Annotated in this window: 22 protein-coding genes; all 22 read left to right on the top strand. The window is 38.6% G+C overall.

The genetic code is table 11. The features are described 5' to 3' along the window. On the top strand, positions 1 to 1,020 hold the full coding sequence (locus LQZ07_RS16215; protein WP_152781286.1) for a glycosyltransferase family 2 protein: 1,020 nt from the start codon (positions 1 to 3) through the stop codon (positions 1,018 to 1,020). Continuing rightward, entirely contained in the window at positions 1,017 to 2,168 is a 1,152-nt protein-coding gene (locus tag LQZ07_RS16210; RefSeq protein WP_152781284.1) for a glycosyltransferase, read from the top strand. Before LQZ07_RS16215 ends, LQZ07_RS16210 begins: the two co-directional genes overlap by 4 nt. Further along, positions 2,155 to 3,246 (top strand): glycosyltransferase family 4 protein, encoded by a 1,092-nt coding sequence (locus tag LQZ07_RS16205; protein WP_152781282.1) that lies wholly within the window; start codon positions 2,155 to 2,157, stop codon positions 3,244 to 3,246. The genes LQZ07_RS16210 and LQZ07_RS16205 overlap by 14 nt, the downstream gene beginning before the upstream one ends. Then, positions 3,246 to 4,031 carry an ABC transporter permease gene (locus tag LQZ07_RS16200; RefSeq protein ID WP_152781280.1) on the top strand — a complete coding sequence of 262 codons (786 nt, stop codon included), beginning with the start codon at positions 3,246 to 3,248 and terminating at the stop codon, positions 4,029 to 4,031. Before LQZ07_RS16205 ends, LQZ07_RS16200 begins: the two co-directional genes overlap by 1 nt. Then, positions 4,028 to 4,678: an ABC transporter ATP-binding protein gene (locus LQZ07_RS16195; RefSeq protein WP_249483205.1), complete on the top strand. Its 651-nt coding sequence runs from the start codon at positions 4,028 to 4,030 to the stop codon at positions 4,676 to 4,678. The genes LQZ07_RS16200 and LQZ07_RS16195 overlap by 4 nt, the downstream gene beginning before the upstream one ends. Further along, the gene (locus LQZ07_RS16190; protein WP_152781278.1) at positions 4,678 to 6,192 is read left to right on the top strand and encodes a lipopolysaccharide biosynthesis protein; all 1,515 of its coding nucleotides are present in this window, start codon (positions 4,678 to 4,680) and stop codon (positions 6,190 to 6,192) included. Before LQZ07_RS16195 ends, LQZ07_RS16190 begins: the two co-directional genes overlap by 1 nt. Positions 6,193 to 6,260: 68 nt before the next feature. Beyond that, positions 6,261 to 7,145, top strand: a complete 885-nt coding sequence (gene rfbA / locus LQZ07_RS16185; RefSeq protein ID WP_152781276.1) for a glucose-1-phosphate thymidylyltransferase RfbA — start codon at positions 6,261 to 6,263, stop codon at positions 7,143 to 7,145. Positions 7,146 to 7,158: 13 nt separating this feature from the next. After that, on the top strand, positions 7,159 to 7,704 hold the full coding sequence (gene rfbC, locus LQZ07_RS16180; protein WP_152781274.1) for a dTDP-4-dehydrorhamnose 3,5-epimerase: 546 nt from the start codon (positions 7,159 to 7,161) through the stop codon (positions 7,702 to 7,704). A 66-nt stretch (positions 7,705 to 7,770) separates the two neighbouring features. Beyond that, positions 7,771 to 8,679, top strand: coding sequence for a dTDP-4-dehydrorhamnose reductase (gene rfbD / locus LQZ07_RS16175; protein WP_152781272.1), 909 nt, complete (start codon positions 7,771 to 7,773; stop codon positions 8,677 to 8,679). An 82-nt stretch (positions 8,680 to 8,761) separates the two neighbouring features. Further along, positions 8,762 to 9,865 carry a dTDP-glucose 4,6-dehydratase gene (gene rfbB, locus LQZ07_RS16170; RefSeq protein ID WP_152781270.1) on the top strand — a complete coding sequence of 368 codons (1,104 nt, stop codon included), beginning with the start codon at positions 8,762 to 8,764 and terminating at the stop codon, positions 9,863 to 9,865. After that, positions 9,855 to 10,880, top strand: a complete 1,026-nt coding sequence (locus LQZ07_RS16165; RefSeq protein ID WP_152781268.1) for a hypothetical protein — start codon at positions 9,855 to 9,857, stop codon at positions 10,878 to 10,880. The genes rfbB and LQZ07_RS16165 overlap by 11 nt, the downstream gene beginning before the upstream one ends. An 8-nt stretch (positions 10,881 to 10,888) precedes the next feature. Beyond that, positions 10,889 to 11,950, top strand: a complete 1,062-nt coding sequence (locus LQZ07_RS16160) for a hypothetical protein (protein ID WP_152781266.1) — start codon at positions 10,889 to 10,891, stop codon at positions 11,948 to 11,950. Continuing rightward, positions 11,931 to 12,890, top strand: coding sequence for a hypothetical protein (locus LQZ07_RS16155; protein WP_152781264.1), 960 nt, complete (start codon positions 11,931 to 11,933; stop codon positions 12,888 to 12,890). The genes LQZ07_RS16160 and LQZ07_RS16155 overlap by 20 nt, the downstream gene beginning before the upstream one ends. A gap of 12 nt (positions 12,891 to 12,902) precedes the next feature. Continuing rightward, a complete protein-coding gene (locus LQZ07_RS16150) occupies positions 12,903 to 14,171 on the top strand; it encodes a sulfotransferase domain-containing protein (protein ID WP_152781262.1) in 1,269 nt (422 codons plus the stop codon). A gap of 65 nt (positions 14,172 to 14,236) precedes the next feature. Further along, positions 14,237 to 14,824 (top strand): sulfotransferase family 2 domain-containing protein, encoded by a 588-nt coding sequence (locus LQZ07_RS16145; RefSeq protein WP_152781261.1) that lies wholly within the window; start codon positions 14,237 to 14,239, stop codon positions 14,822 to 14,824. Between the two features lie 62 nt (positions 14,825 to 14,886). Next, on the top strand, positions 14,887 to 15,531 hold the full coding sequence (locus LQZ07_RS16140; protein WP_152781260.1) for a class I SAM-dependent methyltransferase: 645 nt from the start codon (positions 14,887 to 14,889) through the stop codon (positions 15,529 to 15,531). A 16-nt stretch (positions 15,532 to 15,547) separates the two neighbouring features. Further along, positions 15,548 to 16,375, top strand: coding sequence for a 3-deoxy-8-phosphooctulonate synthase (gene kdsA / locus LQZ07_RS16135; RefSeq protein WP_249483203.1), 828 nt, complete (start codon positions 15,548 to 15,550; stop codon positions 16,373 to 16,375). Continuing rightward, positions 16,375 to 17,139 carry a 3-deoxy-manno-octulosonate cytidylyltransferase gene (gene kdsB / locus LQZ07_RS16130; RefSeq protein WP_152781259.1) on the top strand — a complete coding sequence of 255 codons (765 nt, stop codon included), beginning with the start codon at positions 16,375 to 16,377 and terminating at the stop codon, positions 17,137 to 17,139. The genes kdsA and kdsB overlap by 1 nt, the downstream gene beginning before the upstream one ends. A gap of 3 nt (positions 17,140 to 17,142) precedes the next feature. Beyond that, complete coding sequence (locus LQZ07_RS16125; protein ID WP_152781258.1) at positions 17,143 to 18,075, top strand: SIS domain-containing protein; 933 nt, start codon at positions 17,143 to 17,145, stop codon at positions 18,073 to 18,075. Positions 18,076 to 18,079: 4 nt separating this feature from the next. Continuing rightward, a complete protein-coding gene (locus LQZ07_RS16120) occupies positions 18,080 to 18,808 on the top strand; it encodes an HAD family hydrolase (RefSeq protein WP_152781257.1) in 729 nt (242 codons plus the stop codon). 45 nt (positions 18,809 to 18,853) lie between these two features. After that, positions 18,854 to 19,888: an HAD family hydrolase gene (locus LQZ07_RS16115; protein ID WP_227981221.1), complete on the top strand. Its 1,035-nt coding sequence runs from the start codon at positions 18,854 to 18,856 to the stop codon at positions 19,886 to 19,888. Further along, on the top strand, positions 19,888 to 21,882 hold the full coding sequence (locus tag LQZ07_RS16110; protein WP_152781256.1) for a rhamnan synthesis F family protein: 1,995 nt from the start codon (positions 19,888 to 19,890) through the stop codon (positions 21,880 to 21,882). The genes LQZ07_RS16115 and LQZ07_RS16110 overlap by 1 nt, the downstream gene beginning before the upstream one ends. Positions 21,883 to 21,885: the final 3 nt, after the last annotated feature.

The following is a 21,885-nucleotide window of genomic DNA, read 5'->3' as shown; positions in this document are numbered from 1 at the left end:
ATGTTGGCGGACTATTCAGTAGCAATGTGCACTTTTAATGGTGCACATTTTGTTTTGGAGCAATTGGATAGTATTGCAATACAAACTCATTCTCCTAAAGAGATTGTGGTTTGTGATGATAGCTCTGAAGATAACACTGTGGAGCTTATACGTAAGTTTTCTGAGAAAAACCCGCTAATTGATGTTCGAATTCACATCAATAAGCATAACTTGGGGTTTATCAAAAACTTCGAGCAAGCCATATCTTTATGCACTTACGATTATATTTTGCTTAGTGACCAGGATGATTACTGGATAAACAATAAAGCTGAGTTGCAGGTGAGCTTTTTATCTTCTAACCCGAGTAAAAAGTTGGTATTTAGTGACGCCTACCGAACTGATAGTAAGCTTATGCCCATTCAACCTAACTTGTGGCAATGTGTACACTTTTCAAAATTGAATCAACAACGCTTTCTAGCGGGGCAGGCCTTATCGGTGTTACTAAGACACAACATCGTAACGGGAGCTACAGTAGCCTTAAGCAAAGAGTTTGCGCACCAGCAATTCCCATTTTATGATGAATATCCACATGACGCTTGGCTTGCTTTAAAAGCAGCTCAGATTGACGCGATAGGTTTTATTCCACAAAAACTGATTAAATACCGTCAACATGGAAAAAATGCTTTGGGTGCGGTTTATGATAGTAAGCTAACGAAAATACGAAAAGCGTTAACTGGCTATTGGCGTAGTCAATTTCCTCCAGAGTTTTTTATGAGATTGAGAGCATACCAAGCCTTGATTGACTCAGAACATTGCCAAAGTGAGCAGGGTAAATTAGTCTTACGGGTTAAAGCTTTTCAAGAGTTTCGCCTATCTATAATGGAAGGGAAACAGCAACGCGTGAAGGGCTTTCGACGCATAATTAGCTATTGGCACAACAACTATTATAATAATTACGCTGCTGCGAAAGGCTCTTTAATTAAAGACCTATTGCGATTAATTGTTAAAAGCCCAAATGAAACGGAGAGTGCTAAACAGTGAAAGTTGTTCACATCATAAATCGTATCGACGGCAATGGTGTAACTAAAGCTGTTTTTAACTTGTGCCAAGAGTTAAGTTTACGTGGTATAGAATCAGAAATAATAGTTTCTAAGCCTGTAGATGTGCCTATCCCAGACGGAATTTCGTTAACCTGCCTCACCACTAAAGGCCTACTAAATAGTAATAAAAAAACCAATGTTGTTCGACGAATGGCTAAGTATAGCTTAGGTGGTTTACTGTTTTATAAACTTAAGGCCAAGCGAAAGAGTGCTGAACTAGAACAGACCCTATTAAGTAAGAATGTTGATGTTGTTTTTTTGCATTGCCACTACTCTAAAATACTGTATTCAAACGTATCAAAATTGCCTTGTTATATGGTGCTACACAACAAAAAAAGCTTACAACTAAAAGCTAAGTGGTGGTTACCCAGTAAGATTAATATGATGGTAATGGCAAATGCGATAAAGAATAAGCCTAAGTTGGCTGTATCTAAATCTGTTAAAAATGATGTTCGGCGCAGGTTGAAAGTGGCTGACAATATGATTGAAGTCATTCCCAACATTATAGATGCTGAAGATATTAGATTAAGAGCCGGTGAACAATTGCTTCCCTTAGCACTAAGTCTGCAGCCAAAAAATTACCTAGTAGCAGTTGGCCGTTTAGATAAACAAAAACGTTTTGACCGCTTATTAAAAGCATATGCGGAAGCTGGAGTCAGCCAACATTTAGTTATTGCCGGTGATGGTCGTTTGCGCCAACGATTGGAGCGATTAGCCGTTACTCTTGATATCGCTCATAAAGTTCATTTAATAGGGCACGTTAACAACCCTTACCCTTTGATACAGCAAGCAAAAGTATTGGTACTAACCTCTGATTATGAAGGGCTGCCCACTGTACTCATCGAAGCCTTACTACTTAAAACCGCTGTAATTGCCACAGCGTGTAGCGGTGTGAGGGAAGCGGTGAAAGGCGCGGAAGGCGCGACCATCGTACCAATTAGAAACATGAAGTGTTTGGTGGATGCGATAAGGGCTAATTGCGAACAAAAGAACGTTATAGTTCAATCGCAAGCTTTGGAAAAGAACTTTGCAAAAGAACAGGTGGCGGAACGTTACTTGCGCTTGGTGAGTAATTTTGAAGCCCGTTAAGGTTATGCATGTACTACCGCAAATAAAAATAGGTGGAGTAGAGTCCGCTGCACTATATTTGCTGAACAACTTGCCAAGTACAATTGAGTATCACCTTTTGTGTTTAGAGCAAGTTGATCAAAGTCTAGTTGACCATTTACCTGAAGAAGTACTAAGTAAAAGGCTACATGTAATTGATGGTAAACGCTTTAGCCCAATCACATACATAAAGGCTTTTAAACGTGTTAAAAGCGTAGAGCCTACATGGCTAATCTGTTCTTTATGGCGCAGCCAGCCCTTGTTATGGCTTGTTGCGTTTTTTACCAGTGTTTCAACTGCTTTTATATTTCATAACAATAAGTTTAAGCACTGGGCAGACCGTTTTAGCTCAAAGCTATCGTTAAAGCTGTGTGACAAAATTTGTGCTGATTCTAATGCGAGTCAAGAGTTTCTTAGTAAAGAAACTCAGCGAACGGCCAATATCATTAACCATTACATAGCGCACGATAAAGTTAATGCTATAAAACAGCCCCAGTCCATGGTGTTTATTGGTCGAATAGCCAGCAATAAAGGTTTGGATGACGCTATAAAGTTACTTAGTTTTATGCTTCAGTTGGATGATTCGTGGAGTCTTGATATATATGGGCCAGATGAAGGCGTTAAAGCCGAACTGGTCGCCTTAGGAGAAAGCCTAGGCCTAGGGAGTGAGCTTAAATATCATAATTCATTGCTACCACAACAAGTCCCAGAAACGCTTGCGAAATTTAGCTATCTAATACTTCCTTCAAAAAATGAAGGTATGGCAATGATAGTATTAGAGGCAATGCAACAAGGCTTAATTCCACTGGTTAGGCCAGTAGGGCAAATCCCCTCATATACTAAAGATCAGCATTCAGCCTTATGGTTACCAGATGAAATCGATATCAGCTTTGCACAGCGCCTGCAAAAACTAGATAATGACCTCGTTCAAAAGCAGCAGGTGTGTTCAAATATCGAACAAGAACTAAATAGTATGCCGACAATTCTTTGTAACTTTACACAAGTTTTTCTGATTAAGGAAGCTGACTCAGTGGCCCTAAATGGAAGGGGACTAGGTTAATGGCCACAGTGACTAAGCGTAGTCGTTTAGCGGTATGGAAAGATGTCATATTTGCGTTGTTTGTACGAGAGATTCGTAGTCGGTTTAGTGATAAAATAGGAATCAGTTGGGCTTTAATTGAACCAGTATCGTTTATATTTTTGTTGTCATTTATCCGCGGAAGGCTAAATGGAGGTGAAATCCATACTATGCCTACCTTTGCCTTTATGATGTATGGGATGTTACTTGTTCAACTTTTTTTGACAGCTTTCAGCTCTTCTTCGAACGCTATTTCTAAAAATAAGTCACTATATGCCTTTAGACAGGTACAACCTATTAGTTCAATTATCGCTATTTCATTTTTTGAACTTTTAGTGAAACTGGGTGTAGCGCTATGTATATACGTCATTATGTACTTGATGGGAATCGACATACGCGTTGATAATCCATTGATGCTCCTTGTGTGTGCAGTGTTGCTGTGGTTGACCGCAGTGTCTATTGGCCTAGTTTTTGGAGTGATGAAATGCTTTGTTAAAGAAGTAGGTAAGGTTCAAGGGGTATTAACCAGACCATTATTTTTTATATCTGGTGTTTTTTTTAGTTTACAAGATATGCCTAAAGAGTATTGGAAGTATTTTGATTGGAATCCAATATTACATGCAATTGAGCTTTCGAGGCAGTCGGCGTATAACTCCTTCGGAGCTAAAGGCGTGAGTATAAATTTTTTACTTATGATAACTTTAATTACTTTTACATTTTCTTTGTCTATTTATCATGCCAGCTGGAAAAGGGCGATTAGCCGGTGATCTCTTTAAATAATGTTACCAAGTTTTACCCATCGAAACTTGGTGACCAATATATTTTTGACCAAATCAACTTTTCTATACCTGCAGGTCACAATATTGCTATTTTGGGAGCCAATGGAGCTGGTAAATCTACTCTTTTTCGCTTGTTGGCCGGTAGTGAATACCCAAACAAAGGTAAGATAGTTACTGATTTAAGTATATCTTGGCCGGTAGCGCTATCTACGGGAATCCATCCAGAAATGACGGGTAGAGAAAATACTCGTTTTATTGGTAGAGTTAACGGGGTGAAGAACCTTAAAGAATATGAAAATAAAGTAAGGAACTTTGCAGAGTTGGCAAAAAAATATGACCTTCCAGTTAAAAGTTATTCTAGCGGTATGCGAGCTAAATTAGCTTTCGCATGTTGTATATCTATAGATTTTGACGTTTATTTAATAGATGAAGCAACGTCTGTTGGTGATGCAAAGTTTAAACGTAAAGCAAAACAAGCGTTATTACGACGTAGTGAAAATGCAAATGTAATTATGGTTAGTCACGATCTAAAAGAAATTAGGCAGTTTTGCGATAGCGCAATAATACTTAATAATGGTCAATTAGCTTTTTATAATGATTTAGAAAGTGCTATCGAGTGTTATCAGGAGCTTTGATGAGCAATAAAGTGGAAGAGCGTTACGTTGAGTTTAAACTAAAGTGTTCTACCTCGCAATGGAACAACCCGCAGTACCTGCTGCATAGCGCTCTGGAGTTAGAGGTTAAGAACCTACCATTGTCGTTTAGGATAATTCAAAGAGCTAAAACTTTAAAAAGTGATGGAGATGAAATAAATAGAGTATACAGTGACTTAAGACTAAAGATGCGTAAATCTTATCCACACATGTTGAAGCCAAAGCTAAGCGAGAAAACAACGGTTTTAAAAAGTGTTGATAACAGTTCCTCTCATCAGGAAATCGCTAAAACTGAAGTAAAATCAAACCTTAAGCTGAATACTAACTTAGAATCTCTAGAGAATATTAACACCGAGAAGTTTAAAGGTTTAAATAATGTGATGCTGGGTATTATTAAAATGCCTATTTGTATTTTCGTTATCCTCCCTTGGATGGTGTTTGCTTTTTATCAAGTTTTTTACGCTACACCAAAATATGAAAGCCAAATGCAGCTAATTGTACAGCAACCTGATAGTGCTGCGACAATGGATGCTTCTATGGCAATTTTAAGCGGTTTAGGAGTAAGTAGCAGTAACAGTGACCCTCAGTTGGTAAGAGCTTATATTTACTCAAATGATATGCTCAAATATCTTGAGAGAGAGTTATCGTTAAAGTCACATTTCACTCAATCTAATATTGATGTGTTCAGTAGATTGAGCGGTGACTCCAGCAAGGAAGACTATTTTGACTTTTATTTACAACAAGTCAGAGTGGAGATTGATGATGTTTCTCAAATCGTTTCTGTATACGTTAAGGCGTTTGACCCCGAGTTTGCTTTCTATTTAAGTCAAGCTATAGCGAAAAGAGCTGAATGGTATATAAACTCTATAGGGCATGAGTTAGCAAAAGCTCAGCTCAAGTTTATAGAAGGTGAGCACCAACTAGTAGAATCAAGATTACAATTGGCAAAAAAGCAGTTACTGGAGTTTCAACAGCAATATAATCTTTTGGATCCAGAAGCAGAGGGGATGGCGTTATCTCAGATCGCTTTCGCTATAGAGAGTCAAATTGCAACTATGCATGCTGAATTAAGGGCTCTAAAGTCTACGATGAGCGAAAAAGCACCCCAGGTAGTAATGGCCCAAGCTAAGCTAGATGCATTATATCAACAATTGGAAATAGAGAGAGAGCGCTTAACTGAACAGGGTAGTAGTGAACATATAAGTGACAATTCAGAAGGCCTATCCGTCAGCCAGTTGTTAGCGCGGTTTTCAGAGTATAAGGTTAATTTAGAGTTGGCATTAGCTGCTTATACCTCTTCGCAAATTTCTTTAGAAAAATCTCGCATTGAGGCATACCGACAACTTAAATACTTGGTGCGCGTAGAAACACCTACTAAACCAGAGGATAATAAGTATCCAGAAGTAATATATAACTTGGCTTTGATGGCTGCTATATTGCTTCTGTTATTTGGTTCAGGGAAAATTATATATGCAACCATTAAAGAGCTTAATTAGCCTTAGCTCTTTACTAAGCGTTTTATGTCTCCACTTAATCTATTTAGGTATAATCAACAGGGGAACGAATGAATAGAAAAGGAATTATACTTGCTGGTGGTTCTGGTACGCGTTTGTATCCCTTAACTAAGGTGATCAGTAAGCAACTTATGCCGGTTTATGATAAGCCAATGATCTATTACCCTATTTCTACGCTTATGTTAGCCGGAATTACTGACATTTTGGTAATTGCAACACCAGAAGAATTACCACGTTTTCAAGAGTTACTCGGTAGTGGCGAGCAATGGGGAGTGAGTTTTTCTTATGTAGCACAACCATCGCCAGATGGTTTAGCGCAAGCCTTTATATTAGGTGAAGAGTTCTTGAACGGCGCTCCTGCTTGTTTGGTACTAGGCGATAATATTTTTTATGGACATGATTTAAGTGCGTCGCTACAAAAAGCCAATCAGCAAAGCTCAGGTGCCAGCGTGTTTGGGTACCATGTAAATGATCCTGAACGTTACGGCGTAGTTGACTTCGATAATAATGGCAAAGCGGTATCTATAGAAGAAAAGCCAAGTGCTCCCAAATCAAACTATGCGGTAACTGGTTTATATTTTTACGACCAACATGTAGTAGAAATGGCCAAATCCATAAAACCATCACCTCGAGGCGAGCTAGAAATTACCGATCTTAATAACCTTTACTTACAAAAAGGTGAACTAAGTGTTGAGCTTATGGGGCGAGGCAGTGCTTGGTTAGATACCGGTACTCACGATTCGTTGCTAGAAGCCGCGCATTTTATTTCGGTATTAGAAAAACGGCAAGGTTTGAAAGTGTGTTGCCCAGAAGAAATCGCTTACCGTAAAGGCCTTATCAACAAAGACCAGCTCTTGGCGTTAGCCGAGCCTATGCTTAAAAATGGTTACGGCCAGTATCTTAAATCACTTACCGAACAAAAAGTATTTAGTTAAATTGCGAATCAATATGAAATTTATAGACACATCGATACCCGACGTAAAAATCATTGAGCCAACCGTGTTTGGTGATGACCGTGGTTTTTTTATGGAAACCTTTCGCCAAAGTTTATTTGAAGAGCACTGTACAAAGCAGCCGTTGGTGCAAGACAACCACTCTAAGTCTAAACAGGGGATTTTACGAGGTTTGCATTATCAAACGCAGCAAACCCAAGGGAAATTGGTAAGAGTGGTAAGTGGAGAGGTGTTTGACGTCGCCGTAGACATCCGCGCTAATTCGCCCACTTATGGGCAGTGGGTTGGGCTGTTTCTATCTGCCGAGAATAAACGCCAACTATGGGTACCTGCTGGCTTTGCTCACGGCTTTTATGTAACGAGTGAAGAGGCCGAATTTGTATACAAGTGTACCGACTATTACGCGCCAGAGTTTGATGTATCGATAAAATGGGATGACCCTAGCATCGGTATTGATTGGCCATTAGTGAACGGACAACCTCCTTTAATATCAGATAAAGACGCAAATGGATTACCACTTGGCGAAGCGCCAAAACTCTAGTGCTTGTTGCGATAGTAATGCAAGCATTACGTACAATGAGTTTGACTAATATTTAATAGGATTTTTATGAAAGTTCTCGTTACCGGTAAAGGTGGCCAGTTAGCTTGGGAGCTAGAACAAACCAAACCTGAGGGTGTTGAGTTGGTCAGTTTAGGACTGGAAAACCTTGATATTACTCAGCTAGCAGCAGTGCAATCAGCAGTAAGCTTGCATAAGCCTGATATTGTGATTAATGCTGCAGCTTATACAGCTGTGGATAACGCCGAGACAGACAAATCTACTGCCTATGCGGTTAATGAGTTAGGTGCTAAATATGTGGCTCAGGCTTGTAAGCAGCAAGGCGTGTACTTAATGCACGTATCGACTGATTTTGTATTCTCCGGTGATAAAACCACACCTTATCAAGTAGATGACCAAACCAAGCCTATTAACGTTTATGGTGAGTCTAAATTAGCGGGTGATATAGCGGTAAACGATGTACTTGGTGAGCAAGCTTTAATTGTGCGTACAGCTTGGGTGTACTCGGTAAATGGCAACAACTTTGTAAAAACCATGCTGCGATTAATGGCCGATAAATCAGAGCTAGGTATTATTTATGACCAAGTGGGTACTCCAACTTGGGCTAAAGGTTTAGCCTTATGGTTATGGGCAATGGCCGCTAAACAAGCTAGTAATAGCATGGCAGTAGACCCGCAATGGCAAGGCCAAACGCCTATTTACCATTGGACAGATGCTGGTGTAGCCTCGTGGTATGATTTCGCGGTAGCCATCCAAGAGTTGGCAATAGAAAAGGGTTTATTAGATAAAGCGATACCAATTAAACCTATTGCTGCGTCTGCTTACCCTTTACCAGCTGCTCGCCCTTCGTTTAGTGTGATTGACAAGCAAAGCGCTGAGCAAGCGTCAGACCTTGGCACCGAGCACTGGCGGGTGCAGTTAAGTAGTATGATGGATGCATATAAAAATAGCGTTTAGTGGGACCATTTTTATTTGGATTCGACAACGAGAATTTTAGTTTTTCTACCTTACGGGTAAGCAGTGATTTAAAGTGGACAATATGAGTAATAAAAGCTTGTTAGTAACCGGCGGTGCCGGCTTTATTGGGGTTAACTTCGTACATTATTGGTTGGCCAACAACCCACAAGATAAGGTAGTCGTTCTCGATGCCTTAACCTACGCTGGTAATAAGGCTAGCTTAGATCCTATACAAGAAAATGATAATTTTGCTTTTGTAAAAGGTGATATTTGTGACACTAATTTAGTAGAAAAGCTATTAATTGATCACAACGTCGATACCTTAGTACATTTTGCCGCAGAATCTCATGTTGATCGCTCAATTACTGGGCCAGATGCCTTTATAGAAACTAATATTATTGGTACCTATAGTTTATTAAAAGCAGCCAAAAACGTATGGATAGATTTGCCTACAGTAAACGGCAAGCCGGTTATAGAACACCGCTTCCACCATGTGAGTACCGACGAAGTATACGGTACACTTAATGCGACAGACCCAGCCTTCACTGAGGATACCGCTTATGCGCCTAATTCGCCTTATTCTGCCTCAAAGGCAGCTAGCGACCATTTAGTGCGTGCTTACCACCATACCTATGGCTTACAGGTTACTACTTCTAACTGCTCAAACAACTATGGTCCTTATCATTTCCCAGAAAAGCTAATACCACTTATAGTGACCAATATTTTGCATGACAAGCCGCTACCTGTTTATGGTGATGGTCAGCAAATTCGAGATTGGTTATATGTCGAAGACCATGCTCGCGGTATAGAGCTAGTATTAAACAAAGGTCGTGTTGGAGAAAACTATAACATTGGCGGCAACAATGAGTGGGCCAACATCGATATTGTTAATTTAGTTTGTCAGCAAATGAATCTAAAATTTGCCCAAAATCCCGAATTAGCCAAACGCTATCCTTTAGCAACTAAAGCGCTTGCAGGCCAAGCAGAGAAGTTAATTACCTATGTAGAAGATCGCGCTGGCCACGATCGTCGCTACGCCATAGACGCCACTAAAACGAATAACGAATTAAGTTACGTGCCCGTAGAGTCTTTTGAAACTGGTTTTGCTAAGACTTTAGATTGGTATTTAGATAATCAGCAGTGGTGGAAAAATTTGTATATGGAGTCTCGATGTAGTGAAAAATAAAAAAGTTTTGAATAATATCACGACATGTGCAGTCGTATCTTTAAATGGTGCTAAAGAAGAAAAGGACATTCCTATCCCATTTAGAGAAGTTATGAATGTGGACTGCGGTTCTAACAATAAGCTAATGATAGAGTCTGCTTATATTGATGAAAACCACTGTGTTATTACTGGGTGGTCTAACGGCGATGTTAGAGATATAGAAAACTTAGAAGCTCTAAGTTGTGAAATATTCTTTTATCAAAGGCCTGATGTCGCTGAGTTCCTCCAAAGTGAAAGTAAAAAAGATTTTGGCTTCGAGTTAAGGCTAGATAAAGGAACGGAAAATCTTGATTTGAAAATTGATGCCAATAAAACTATTAAGTTTTGTTTTGATACTTCGTCATCATTAAACGATGAAGCATTAGGTGTCTCAAGTGACTTGCTGTTGAAAAGCTTTAGAGATTTACCAAGCTATTCTAAGAAAGTGATTATTGTTGGTAGTGCTCCTTCTGCAAAGAATCATATTGATTATATTAGATCTTTTAAGGGAGAGGTCTGGGCTTTAAATGATGCAATTTTTTGGTTAGAAAAAGAGTCGATACAAGTTAGTAAATTATTTGCAACCGACCAGCGTTTTTTTTTAAAAAGTGCCAACGAACTTAGGAATATTCATTGTAATGTGATTGTTTCAATTGATACTATTGACACTCGTTTTTTCCCTAGAAAAAATGTCTACTTATTCAAGTCCCTCGGTAGAGATGGTTTCTCATTGAAATCTGGAGAAGTGTATCATGGCTGCTCCGTTCTATTTACAGCTTTACAGTACGCTTATCATTCACGTTGTATTGAATTAGCGACTACGGGAGTTATGCTTCATCCCCCATACAGTTACAAAAGAATTGATGGGAGTAATTCGTTACCCGAATTTGTTATTTTGTCTCAACTTAAAAATCTGAGAGCTACCTTATCTTATTTTCGAGCTGCGGGTATTAAGCTTAAAGCATTAGAAGAAAATTCAAATGTTAACTTTATGTAGGGAAGTTTATGAGTAAGCATCTATTTCATATAGATTATGCATCGCAATACCGATTCCATGGGTGGTCAAATGTTAATTTGTGTAATGGTGAATTAGTCTTAAAATCTGATTGTGGCAGGGTATTTTCGTTAAACAGTGCGATAACTCAAGTTCGAGAAGATGTATGTAATTATCTTAAGGTTGATGCAACTATTAGGACTGGTTTTTCCGTTAGTCTGTTTGATGCTTTTAATGACAAAGTAAAATCATTTAAGTTGTTGTTTAACGGAGAAACCATTTGGCAGTTGGATAGTTATTTCGAAACCATAGAAAATGGTGATTCATTAGCGAATAATAAACTTCCTTTCAATGTGGGGGGGAAGCGAGTTGTTGTTGTATACTCTCGAGGTGGTTGGTTAGAAAAAGAGCTGAAAAAAATCATAAGTGTTTCGCCAAGTTATTTTGATAAGGCATACAATAGTGGCGTTTCTTACTCGTTCGTTACTTGTGGTTTTATAAAAGAGCATCGCGCTACTTTCAAATCTACTCAAAAAATAATATTTCTAGCAGAAAAAGAGTTGGTTCGAGAGTTGATCATTTGTTCTCCAAGTATAGTTGACCAAGATATTATACCTTTAAGGTTTTCAAATAGCAGTAAGTCTGACTTTTATGGTTTGCTAAGAAACATTCTATTTGTTTCAGGAATTAGTCCAGGTTCAAATCTTAATGCGACTAACATTGTTAAATTATTGAGTACGATATCTGGTTATTCAGACTTATTTTTTTGTGTAGATGATAATATTTTTTCTTATCATTCTGGAGTTGTTTCTGAGGAATTTAAAAAGGTCGCTCAGCACTATGTTCAACAACGGCTTCAAGAAGATTTAGTCATTGTTTCCAATAAACGAGCTCTTCGATTGTCAGAAGTAAATCAAAGTAACTGTATGCTTATGGTAAATACTCGGTCACTAAAATACTTTTTTGATGTTATGGGGCTATCTCAAAGTGACTTTTTGGAGCAGGCTTTAAAGAGAGGTTTAAAAGTGAAGTGGGTGATGGCTGGAGAAAGTAATGATTTTAGTTATTTCTGATACACCAGTAGCAGGGACGGTTAGTCGAATTGCTTCATGGATGGAACACTTTTCTGGTCAAAAAACTGTGTCGTTGGTCAAGAGAAACTATGTTCATAATGCGTTTTGTATAAAAGAAGGTGCATTTGGGTGCCTAGAGAATAGTAGCGAATATTTGCGTGCACATATTAAGCTTGCCAAAGTTATTGTTATCCACAATATGATGGATAGGAATATTATTGATTTGATTTTCGCTACTAAATCAAGTGAAGTAAGTGTTATTTATCAAATTCATTCACCACCATTTGAAGGGCCGCATTTTACATATGATATTTTAGACGACTATGAATTTGATGAGGTTTTTGTAGTTTCTCAGGGCCATGCACGATTTATACATGATGCTGTATCAGTGCCTAACATTGTGCCAGATAGCAAAGCATTTATTGACCCGGTTCGCACTAAATCTATCTTCTGCCCACACATCCGTGTTACAAACTTTAGATGGTCCAATAAGTTTTCTAAAGATGACTCTGAAAAGTTAAATTCTATTGAGAAATACCTTAATGGATATAAGGTGAAAACGATTAAGAGTATGTTTGGGCGAGATACGGTCACGCATGATGAAATAATGTTGGCTATGAAGTCCAATTCATTCGTAATAGATGATGTTAATAGCGGGTTAATTCATCAAGCTGCTATCGAAGGTATGAAAGCTGGCTGTATTGTGTTTTCTGCGGCAGACTTGTTTTCTGTTGAGGACTACTGTAACACCTTGAACATTCCTTCTTTGCCGCTGCTTTCTGTTTCTTGTATAGATGATGTAATAGGCTTTATGACTGATAAGTCCTTTATCGCCGAAGTAGGTAGCTTTCAGAAAAGAGTGATAGAGTATGCTGAAAAATATTTACGAGAAGAAGATTTGGCCAAAGTATATTGGAATACGTTAAAAAAATATTTGTAAAGAGATTACAAGATGAAAGTTGCAATAATTGGAATGCCTAAAACTGGTACCACAGCTCTATATGAGTCTATAAAGAATTGTTTGCCTGTAGGCACCACAACTAGTTTTGAACCTAAAAATAGTAACGAACTGCAGTATGTTACTAATAGTCAGCAACCGGATGCTTTGACTAAGATAATGTTTGGCCGGTTAAGAGAAGTAAATTTTCAAGTAAACGAATTTGACAAGGTTATTGTAATAGTAAGAGACCCAAGAGATTACTTGGTTAGCTCTCTTTTGTATAAATTTGACAGCCCTAATTTAGCTAAAAATAGAGCTAAATATAATGCGGTGCTTAATCTGTTCGAAAGAAAACAGAATGATCCTAAAAGTATTTCTTTTAGTGCCTTATTCAATAGTTTTGGCGAAGAACATAGTTGGGATAAGCATCTTGACCTTTACTATAACCTATCTGCATTCATCGAGAGTAACTCTATTCATTTACTGCGTTATGAAGATTTTGCGGTTGGAAATCTTACATGTTTGTCAAACTATCTAGGTCTTAAGGTTGTTAATGAAAGAGAGCTAACTGGGTGGACCTCAAAGATAAAACGTAAAGGCGTTAGCGGTGATTGGAAAAATTGGTTTACAAGCGATGACCTGTACCTTAAAGAAACGTTTAAACCAGTGATGGATAAATTTGGTTATTCCGATTGGACCTTGCCTGAAAAACCAGTTATTGAGAAAGAGTACTCGCTTGACTATATTAGAAAACTTACTGAGCAGAATCAGGTTGACCCTACTAAAACTCAAGCAGTTACTAAAGACTATATTAACAATCTGTATTCAGCGGCTAAGGATAATAAGGTTATTCCAATAGTTCGTTTAGCTTTGCTTAAGTTGGAAGGGAAATACATCGATAAGGACTTATTAGGTGCTCTTTTGTTATTAATAAAAGCTTCTGAAATGGGCAGTGTTAGAGCTAATCGAGAACTAGGTAAGTTGATATTGGAGACATCTCCAGACAACATGAAAGCAATTGGTTTGGGGGCGGAATACTACTTTATGAAGGCCGTCGAAAGCAACGATCCAGAAAGTTGTTTCTTTTTGGGGGAAATGAATTTGCAAGGTAAAGATATAGATGTTAATCATGACTTGGCTTTTAAACTTTTTTTAAAAGGAGCTGAGTTAGGTTCTAAGTCTTGTATGAGGCTATTGGCACATTGTTATCGAAATGCTATAGGTGTAGATAGAAGTGAGAGTGAGGCGAACAATTGGTTGGATAAAAGGACTAAAATTTAAAAACACTGTGTGTTAGATAGGACACTTATATATGCTATCGATTTTCCCGACGCGAAGTAGGCTTTATGTTAATTTCTAGAAAACAACGATTCGTTTTTTTTGCAACCCCTAAAACAGGGACTAGATCATTTTATAAACTCTTGATGTCAGAATTTTATGGCGGAGAACGAGTTGGTGATCATAAACATGTTTTGGGTGAAGAATTTGTCGATTTTTACAAGTTTATCGTAGTTAGAGAGCCTTATGATAGAATGCTCTCTCTGTATTTGTCGTGCTGTCTTGAGAGAGGGGATGTTAAAGGCTTTGTGGAAGACATGTCACTTGTAGGATTGAAAAATGACTTTAAATCTTTTTTGAGGTGGGTCGTCATGAATAAAAAAAGATTTTATTCGTTAAATAAATCTAAGTATTTGATCCTTAAATCTCAGGCTCCTTTTTTTGAGAATGACTTTGACAAAGTGATTAAGTTCGAAAGTGTACAAGAATCACTTAAAGATTTGCCATTTTTAGACTCTGATACACAGCTTCCCTTTTTAAATAGAACTTACGATGAAAATAGAAGCTCGTATTTTGACACCGAGGTTTATGAGTTAATTAATGATTACTGCCATGATGAATTTCAGTTGACAGGATATCGGAAAAAGTTCTCATGAACTCAGTTATATGTTTACGCTTTGTTAGTTGTTGGATTTAGTTTTAATTTTAAGGTGATAAATTGAAAAGCTTTAAATTGGACTCGAATACCGAAGCTCTTTTCGAGGAGATGGTTGGGCCTCCTGGAGTATGGAACGAAAGTTCGAAATTTCAATTGGATTTCTTTACACAAATAGTGGGAATTACTCCGCAGTCAACTTTCCTCGACATAGGTTGTGGTGTTTTAAGGGGAGGGGTTCGAATGGTTGATTATTTGGAAGCTGGAAAATATACAGGAGTTGACATTCGGCCGAAAGCAATTGAAATGGGAAGGGAATTGATTACTCGTTTCTCTCTTGATCAAAAGAAGCCCAATTTAGTCGTAAGTGGAGACTTTGGGGAGTGTTTGTTAGGCAAATTTGATTTTATATGGGCTTTTCAGCTTTCTTATCATTTAACTGATGAACTAGTTAAAGACTTGTTTACTGCCATTTCTCGAAGGTTAGAGGAAAATGGCTCTTGCTTTATGAATATTAATACCCTTTTTGGAGATAATAACTCTAAAGCTTGGAAAGGATTTCCTTTTTATAAAAAGGAAAGGCAGTTTTATATTGATTTAGCTGACGAAGTTGGTCTTAAAACAGAGTACCTTGGACAACTCAAGGATTTTGGTTATACCAACAAAGTAAAAGGGCAATATAATGAAATGTTGCGTTTTAGTAGATGAATAGTGGGACTATTTAGTGAAAAATTTAAGTAATGAGAGTGCGATCCAGCTGTTTGGTGGAGTTAATGTTTTAGAATCACTGGATTTTTCCTTGAGGACTGCCGAGCATTATAAAGTTGTCACTGATAAGTTAGGTATCCAATTAATATTCAAAGGTTCTTTTGATAAAGCTAATCGCTCATCTATACATTCTTATCGAGGGCCTGGTCTCGATGATGGCTTGCGTATCTTACAAGAGATTAAATCTCAATTAGATATTCCCGTTATTACAGATGTGCATGAACCTTGGCAAGTTCCAGCCGTTGCGGAGGTCGCTAATGTGCTGCAATTACCTGCGTTTCTTGCTCGGCAAACTGATTTAGTTGTTGCATTGGCTAAGTCAGGTAAGCCTATCAACATTAAGAAGCCACAATTTCTAAGCCCTGGGCAAATGAAAAACATAGTTGATAAGTTTGCCGAAGCAGGCAATGAAAATGTGATGCTTTGTGACCGAGGTACACTGCTTGGCTACGATAATTTGGTTGTTGACATGTTGGGTATAGGGGTTATGAAGAAAGTTAGCGGTGATAAACCCATTATATTTGATGTAACACATGCTCTTCAAACTAGAGATTCCTCAGCTGAGGCGTCAGGCGGGCGCCGTTCACAGGTAACTGATTTAGCGTTAGCGGGTGTAGCAACTAGAATAGCCGGCCTTTTCTTAGAAGCTCACCCTGACCCTAAGAATGCTAAATGTGATGGCCCAAGTGCACTGCCTTTAGCGTTACTTGAAGATTTTCTGAAGCAAGTAAAAGCCGTGGATGATGTCGTAAAATCAATGCCAGTTCTAGATACGGGATGTTGATGGAAAATGTTCATGTCGTAATACCTGCTAGATATTCTTCTAGTAGGTTACCCGGTAAACCTTTATTGAAACTGAACGATAAGCCAATGATTTGGCACGTTTATCAGCGAGCGATAGAGTCTGGTTACAAATCGATAATGGTTGCAACAGACCATATTGACATTGCTAAAGAAGTTAAAAGGTTTGGCGGTAGGGCTGTATTGACCAGTACAGATCATGAAAGTGGTACTGATCGTTTAGCTGAAGCAGCAACAATAATGGGATTCGGAAAGGATGATATCGTTGTTAACTTGCAAGGCGATGAGCCTTTAATTCCCTACGAGCTAATTAAACAAGTAGTAGAGCTATTGGTTAAAGACGAAGAAGCAGGGCTAGCAACACTATGTTGTGAAATTAGAGACCAAACCAGCGTTTTTAATCCAAATGTTGTTAAGGTTGTCAAGGCAAGTAATGGTAGGGCTTTGTATTTTAGTCGGGCTCCTATCCCTTGGAATAGGGAAGATTTTGGTGTAGATAGTGCCTTCTCGATATCTTCAAATTCCTATTTCAGGCATATAGGCCTTTATGCTTATAGAGTTCGGTCCCTTAAGAGAATTGCATCTTTACCAATGTCGAATCTGGAAAAGCATGAATCTTTAGAACAGTTAAGAGCTCTAGAGTCGGGAATGGCTATTCAAGTAGGGGTTGTAGACACTGCCCCTCCACACGGAGTAGATACCCTCGAAGACTTTACCGCAATAAAAAAATTTTTTGAAGAGTGTTAAATAATGTCTTATATACCTAGTGCCAATCGCGTTTTCGATATAGAAGCCGAGGCTTTATTAAATTTGAAAAAGCTAATAGATGATAGCTTTGATTCGTCGATAAATGCGATATTGAATACGTCTGGGCGCACTGTAATTTGCGGTATGGGGAAATCAGGAATAGTCGGGAAAAAAATTGCAGCTACTCTTGCAAGTACAGGTACTCCTAGCTTTTTTATGCACCCTGGTGAAGCCTTCCATGGCGATTTGGGTATGGTTACTCCAGACGATGTATTTTTGGCTATCTCAAATTCAGGAGAAACTGAAGAAGTATTAAAGTTACTTCCATTTTTGCGAGAAAACAAAAACAAGCTAATTTCATTAACTGGTAACCCCAATTCTACATTGGCTAAGTGCAGTCATTACCATCTAAATATATCAGTCCCTGAAGAAGCTTGCCCTTTGCAGCTTGCCCCTACATCTTCGACAACCGCAACCTTAGCTATGGGGGATGCAATCGCGGTTTCTTTAATGGATGCTCGAAATTTTAAACCGGAAAATTTTGCTAGGTTTCATCCAGGAGGCAGTTTAGGTAAAAAGCTGTTGCACCGAGTAAAAGATGAAATGGTGACAGAAAGCTTGCCCATTGTTTCTGCAGGGGCTTCTATCAAACAAGTTATATCCATCATCACTGAAGGTCAATTAGGTTTAGCCGTAGTTGTTGATCATCGAGGCTTAGTCATTGGCTTGATCTCTGATGGGGATTTACGACGAGCTCTAGATATGAAGTTTGAAAACTTTGCGAGATTGACTTCTCGAGAAATAATGTCAACTTCACCGTTTTATCTAGAGCAGTATGACTTGATGGCTGAAGCATATAATATTATGGAAAATAACAAGATAAATAGACTGCTAGTGCTGGAAGCTGGAAAATTAGTTGGTGTGGTGAAGAAGTAACTCAATGTATAAAGTTATATCTTTTGATTTAGACCATACTTTATGTGACACCGACTCAGCCAATGCTAAGGGGTATGACGCATTTGAGCACGTTATTTCGAATAGCGGACTAGTCGTAGACTCCTTTAGGTTTTCGAATGATTATTTAGAAGGAGTCTATAGAAAGTTACCAGAGCCACTTTACTCCACTTTAAGTGCTGATTGTACTGAGGCGCAATATAGACTTAATTTACTTGATTTTTTGTTGCGTCAACATGGCGTTATATCTCCTAATAAGCAGTTAGTCGAATTATTACAAATCACATTTGATAGAGAGCGACTAAAAGCTTTTGACTTTTTCGCTGGTGCTAAAGATGTTCTACTAAAACTTAGAACAGAAGGATACCTACTCGCTGTTATCACTAATGGCCCTGCATTCTCACAGCTACCAAAACTAGAGAGAGTTGAAATGGACGCTCTCGTAGATTATGTATTAGTTGGTGGTTTAGAACCACATCAAAAGCCACACCCTACTATTTTCAATAAGCTACTTAATAACTTTAGGTGCTTTGGTAATGAAGTCCTTCACGTCGGAGATTCACATCAATGTGATGTTGAAGGTGCTGTAAATGCGGGCCTTGATGCAATTTGGATTGCTCCTCTTCAATCTCAGCCATCATCAATTGCGATATCGACTATTTCAAGCATATTGGAGCTAGATACTATTTTGTCAATTCAAAGTAATGGCAAGTAATAATGGCCATGCATTTTTTTATTGTTTTATTTTATTGGAGCGAAAATGAGAGGTGCTAGTTTACGGCAATTTGGCACCAACTTTTTGGGCCCTGTAGGAGTGTTCTTTTGTGAGCAATTAGCGCAACAAAAAGAACCGTTGTATTTCTTGGCAAGAGAAGGCTACTTTTTAGAGAGAATGTACCAAGAGTACCAGCAAGCTATTGGCCAAAACAGCAAAAGCCATTTTATGTTGGCCTCGAGGGCCTTTATGTTTCGCTTGTTGCTAGATGATGACCGTAGTTATGAGTTCTCGCTGAAAGGGCAGTTTAGTGGCTCGTTCTATGATTTATTGCGTACGCGTTTTATGATTAGTAATGCCACTATTCAGCAGTATTTCGATAAAAAGATACAAACTACCTTTATTAGTTTACCTAATGACTACGAAAAGGTGAGTAAACTACTTAATTCTCAAGCTAAGCTGTTGGGTAAGATCATCGCCCCTACTAAGTCAGCCTACCTTGCTTATTTACAAAGCATAGGATTAACCGAACAGACTACATTAAATATTGTTGATTTAGGGTACTCCGGTACAATTCAAAAGCTACTTAGTTTGTTACTTGAAAAGCCATCGAATGGTCATTATTTAATTGCTTCAAAACCCGGGTTGAATTACGTATATGGCCAAACAGCCGCAATGAAGGGCTATTTAAAAGAGTCGGTTAGCATGGGTGATGGATACCTACCATTAGACCGTTCGATGTTTTTGGAAGCCCTATTAACGTCCCCAAATGGCCAGTTTCAGGATATACGTCATAGCCCTTTACCTCATGGTGATTTTGAGTACTACTATGGCAGAAAGGTTAATGCTCAAAAATACATACATGAATTAGAGCAAGTTATGCAAGGCGCAATCGATTATGTGATTCATGCCGCTAAGCATCAGGTATCGTTTACAGCTAACGAGGTGGAGCAGACCCTAAATCAACACGTTGCTAAACCTAATATGATACCTAGAGCTTTATGGCCCTTGTTCACCATAGACGATGATGTTGCTGGTAACGGCACCGTCGATCCGCTACAGTTTTTCGGATTACGATAATGAGTTTTAAGTCATACATTAAGCACCAATACCCCTCTTTTTTTTCTATTTTACGCTCATTAAAAAGGCGTATTCGTGGTGCGAACTATTACCTAAGAAGTATCCCAACACGTATAAGATATCGAGGAAAAACAGAGCTTGGTTTGCTTGCTCTGGCTAAACAACATGGCCATTTCGATTTAGATTGGTATAACGATCACCAGCGCTCTAAGTTTGTAACTGAAGAGCTAGCATTCGCCGATTACTTGCATAAGTCAATGTTTTCTAATGTTAATCCTAGCCCCGCTTTTGACACTGAAATCTATCAAAAATGTAATGTAGATATCTATCACGCTGGGATTAACCCACTTGCTCACTATTTAAAACATGGCCACAGCGAGGGAAGGGTATCTATGCCTGCTTCGCCTAAATGGCGGCCAAGTGACCAAATGGAACAACAGTTGCCCATAAGTAAAAAATCCGATAAAAAAATCGCGCTTTGCTTTCATGTATTTTATGAAGATTTTATTGATTACTACGCTAGTTGTTTGGTAGATTTCCCTGGGCAAATAGACGTATTTGTTAGTGTGGGCAAACAAGGTATAGACACCAAAGCACAGCAACAATTGTCTAAGCTAACTACGGTTAACAAAGTAGTTACCGAAGTAGTACCAAACAGAGGGCGAAATTTTGGCCCTATGTTAGTGGAGTTTGGTAAACAATTGCTTAACTACGATTTGCTTTGTCATATGCACTCTAAAAAGTCTTTGTACTCTGGGCGTGAACAGCGCCAATGGGCTGACTATTTAGGAGAGTATTTGCTTAAGGACAAAGCTGTACTTAAGCGTATGTTTGCTCATTTTGACAACGATCCTGATTGTGGCATTTATTACCCTACCTCTTTTTGGATGATGCCAAATTGGGTAAACCATTGGCTAAAAAATAAACCACATAGTAGCCGTTGGGTTAAGCAGTGGGATTTGTCTTTAGAGAGTGATTTTTTGGCTTACCCAGTGGGCGGTATGTTTTGGGCAAAACCGCAGGCCTTAAAGCAGCTATTTGACGCAGACTTTAGTTACGAAGAGTTCCCTGCTGAGCCTTTACCAAACGACGGCTCAGAACTACATGCTCTAGAGCGTTGCATTGGCTTATTAGCAGAAAAAAATGGTTACAAACAGCTATTTTATTATCCACCTTTAGGTGCCTTTACGCATGACCAATCTTTTGTGCTTGCAAATTATGTAAATACAGCTGAAGGAATAGCTAATCAATTAGCACCGTTTTCTACTATTTCTTTTGATGTTTTTGATACTTTAGTACAGCGTAAGTACTTTGTGCCTGATTATGCCAAACTCAAATTGGCTAATTACTTATGCGAGCAAGGTAAAATAAGCAACGCTAAAGATTTTGTAAAGCAACGAAATATCGCCGAGTTTGAAGTAAGAAAAGCGAAAAATTTTGTAGGTGACGTAAGTATAGCGGAGACCTATCAGGCTTTAGCTAGCACCTTTAACTGGAGTGAACAGCTTGCGGCAGAGTATTCCGAGCTTGAGTTTGCCTTTGACCTAGACATGATTGAGTCAAAAGATGAAATGGTCGAAATTGCCAATAATTTGATTTTGGCTGGTAAAAACGTACTGGTGGTATCCGATACTTATTACTCAGAACCGCAAATAACGCGAATGCTTAAAAAAGTAGGCTTGTCGCATGGCTACCAGTTATATGTATCTAGCGAGCTTGGGTTGCGTAAAGATAACGGTAGTATGTGGAAGAAACTTAAGACCCTGGTAGCACCTGCAGATAGCTTTATTCACATTGGTGACAATGTTGTAGCGGATGCTCAAATCCCCGGTGACTTTGGTTTACAGAATATGCATATCTTAAACCCGATTGATAAATGGCAAGCAGCTGGTTGGCATAACCCGTTTACAGTCGATGGTTTAGATGAACAACAAATTATGAAATGGGGCCCGCTAGTGAGTAGTTTTGGTCGCTTTCCATTTTTAGGTGAATGAAAC

Origin of the sequence: Agarivorans sp. B2Z047 (assembly GCF_023373605.1) — a bacterium.
In the GTDB taxonomy this organism is placed as follows: domain Bacteria; phylum Pseudomonadota; class Gammaproteobacteria; order Enterobacterales; family Celerinatantimonadaceae; genus Agarivorans; species Agarivorans albus.
The sequence above is the reverse complement of the archived record's forward strand: the minus strand, read 5'-3'. Positions and strand labels throughout refer to the sequence as shown.

Bases quoted from the DNA above. Each gene is read 5' to 3' on its own strand.
- LQZ07_RS16120 (WP_152781257.1), top strand. From the start codon at position 18,080: ATGTATAAAGTTATATCTTTTGATTTAGACCATACTTTATGTGACACC.
- LQZ07_RS16190 (WP_152781278.1), top strand. From the start codon at position 4,678: ATGAGCAATAAAGTGGAAGAGCGTTACGTTGAGTTTAAACTAAAGTGT.
- LQZ07_RS16200 (WP_152781280.1), top strand. From the start codon at position 3,246: ATGGCCACAGTGACTAAGCGTAGTCGTTTAGCGGTATGGAAAGATGTC.
- LQZ07_RS16110 (WP_152781256.1), top strand. From the start codon at position 19,888: ATGAGTTTTAAGTCATACATTAAGCACCAATACCCCTCTTTTTTTTCT.
- LQZ07_RS16215 (WP_152781286.1), top strand. From the start codon at position 1: ATGTTGGCGGACTATTCAGTAGCAATGTGCACTTTTAATGGTGCACAT.
- rfbB (WP_152781270.1), top strand. From the start codon at position 8,762: ATGAGTAATAAAAGCTTGTTAGTAACCGGCGGTGCCGGCTTTATTGGG.
- LQZ07_RS16115 (WP_227981221.1), top strand. From the start codon at position 18,854: ATGAGAGGTGCTAGTTTACGGCAATTTGGCACCAACTTTTTGGGCCCT.
- kdsB (WP_152781259.1), top strand. From the start codon at position 16,375: ATGGAAAATGTTCATGTCGTAATACCTGCTAGATATTCTTCTAGTAGG.
- LQZ07_RS16155 (WP_152781264.1), top strand. From the start codon at position 11,931: ATGATTTTAGTTATTTCTGATACACCAGTAGCAGGGACGGTTAGTCGA.
- LQZ07_RS16160 (WP_152781266.1), top strand. From the start codon at position 10,889: ATGAGTAAGCATCTATTTCATATAGATTATGCATCGCAATACCGATTC.
- LQZ07_RS16145 (WP_152781261.1), top strand. From the start codon at position 14,237: ATGTTAATTTCTAGAAAACAACGATTCGTTTTTTTTGCAACCCCTAAA.
- rfbD (WP_152781272.1), top strand. From the start codon at position 7,771: ATGAAAGTTCTCGTTACCGGTAAAGGTGGCCAGTTAGCTTGGGAGCTA.
- LQZ07_RS16125 (WP_152781258.1), top strand. From the start codon at position 17,143: ATGTCTTATATACCTAGTGCCAATCGCGTTTTCGATATAGAAGCCGAG.
- rfbA (WP_152781276.1), top strand. From the start codon at position 6,261: ATGAATAGAAAAGGAATTATACTTGCTGGTGGTTCTGGTACGCGTTTG.
- rfbC (WP_152781274.1), top strand. From the start codon at position 7,159: ATGAAATTTATAGACACATCGATACCCGACGTAAAAATCATTGAGCCA.
- LQZ07_RS16150 (WP_152781262.1), top strand. From the start codon at position 12,903: ATGAAAGTTGCAATAATTGGAATGCCTAAAACTGGTACCACAGCTCTA.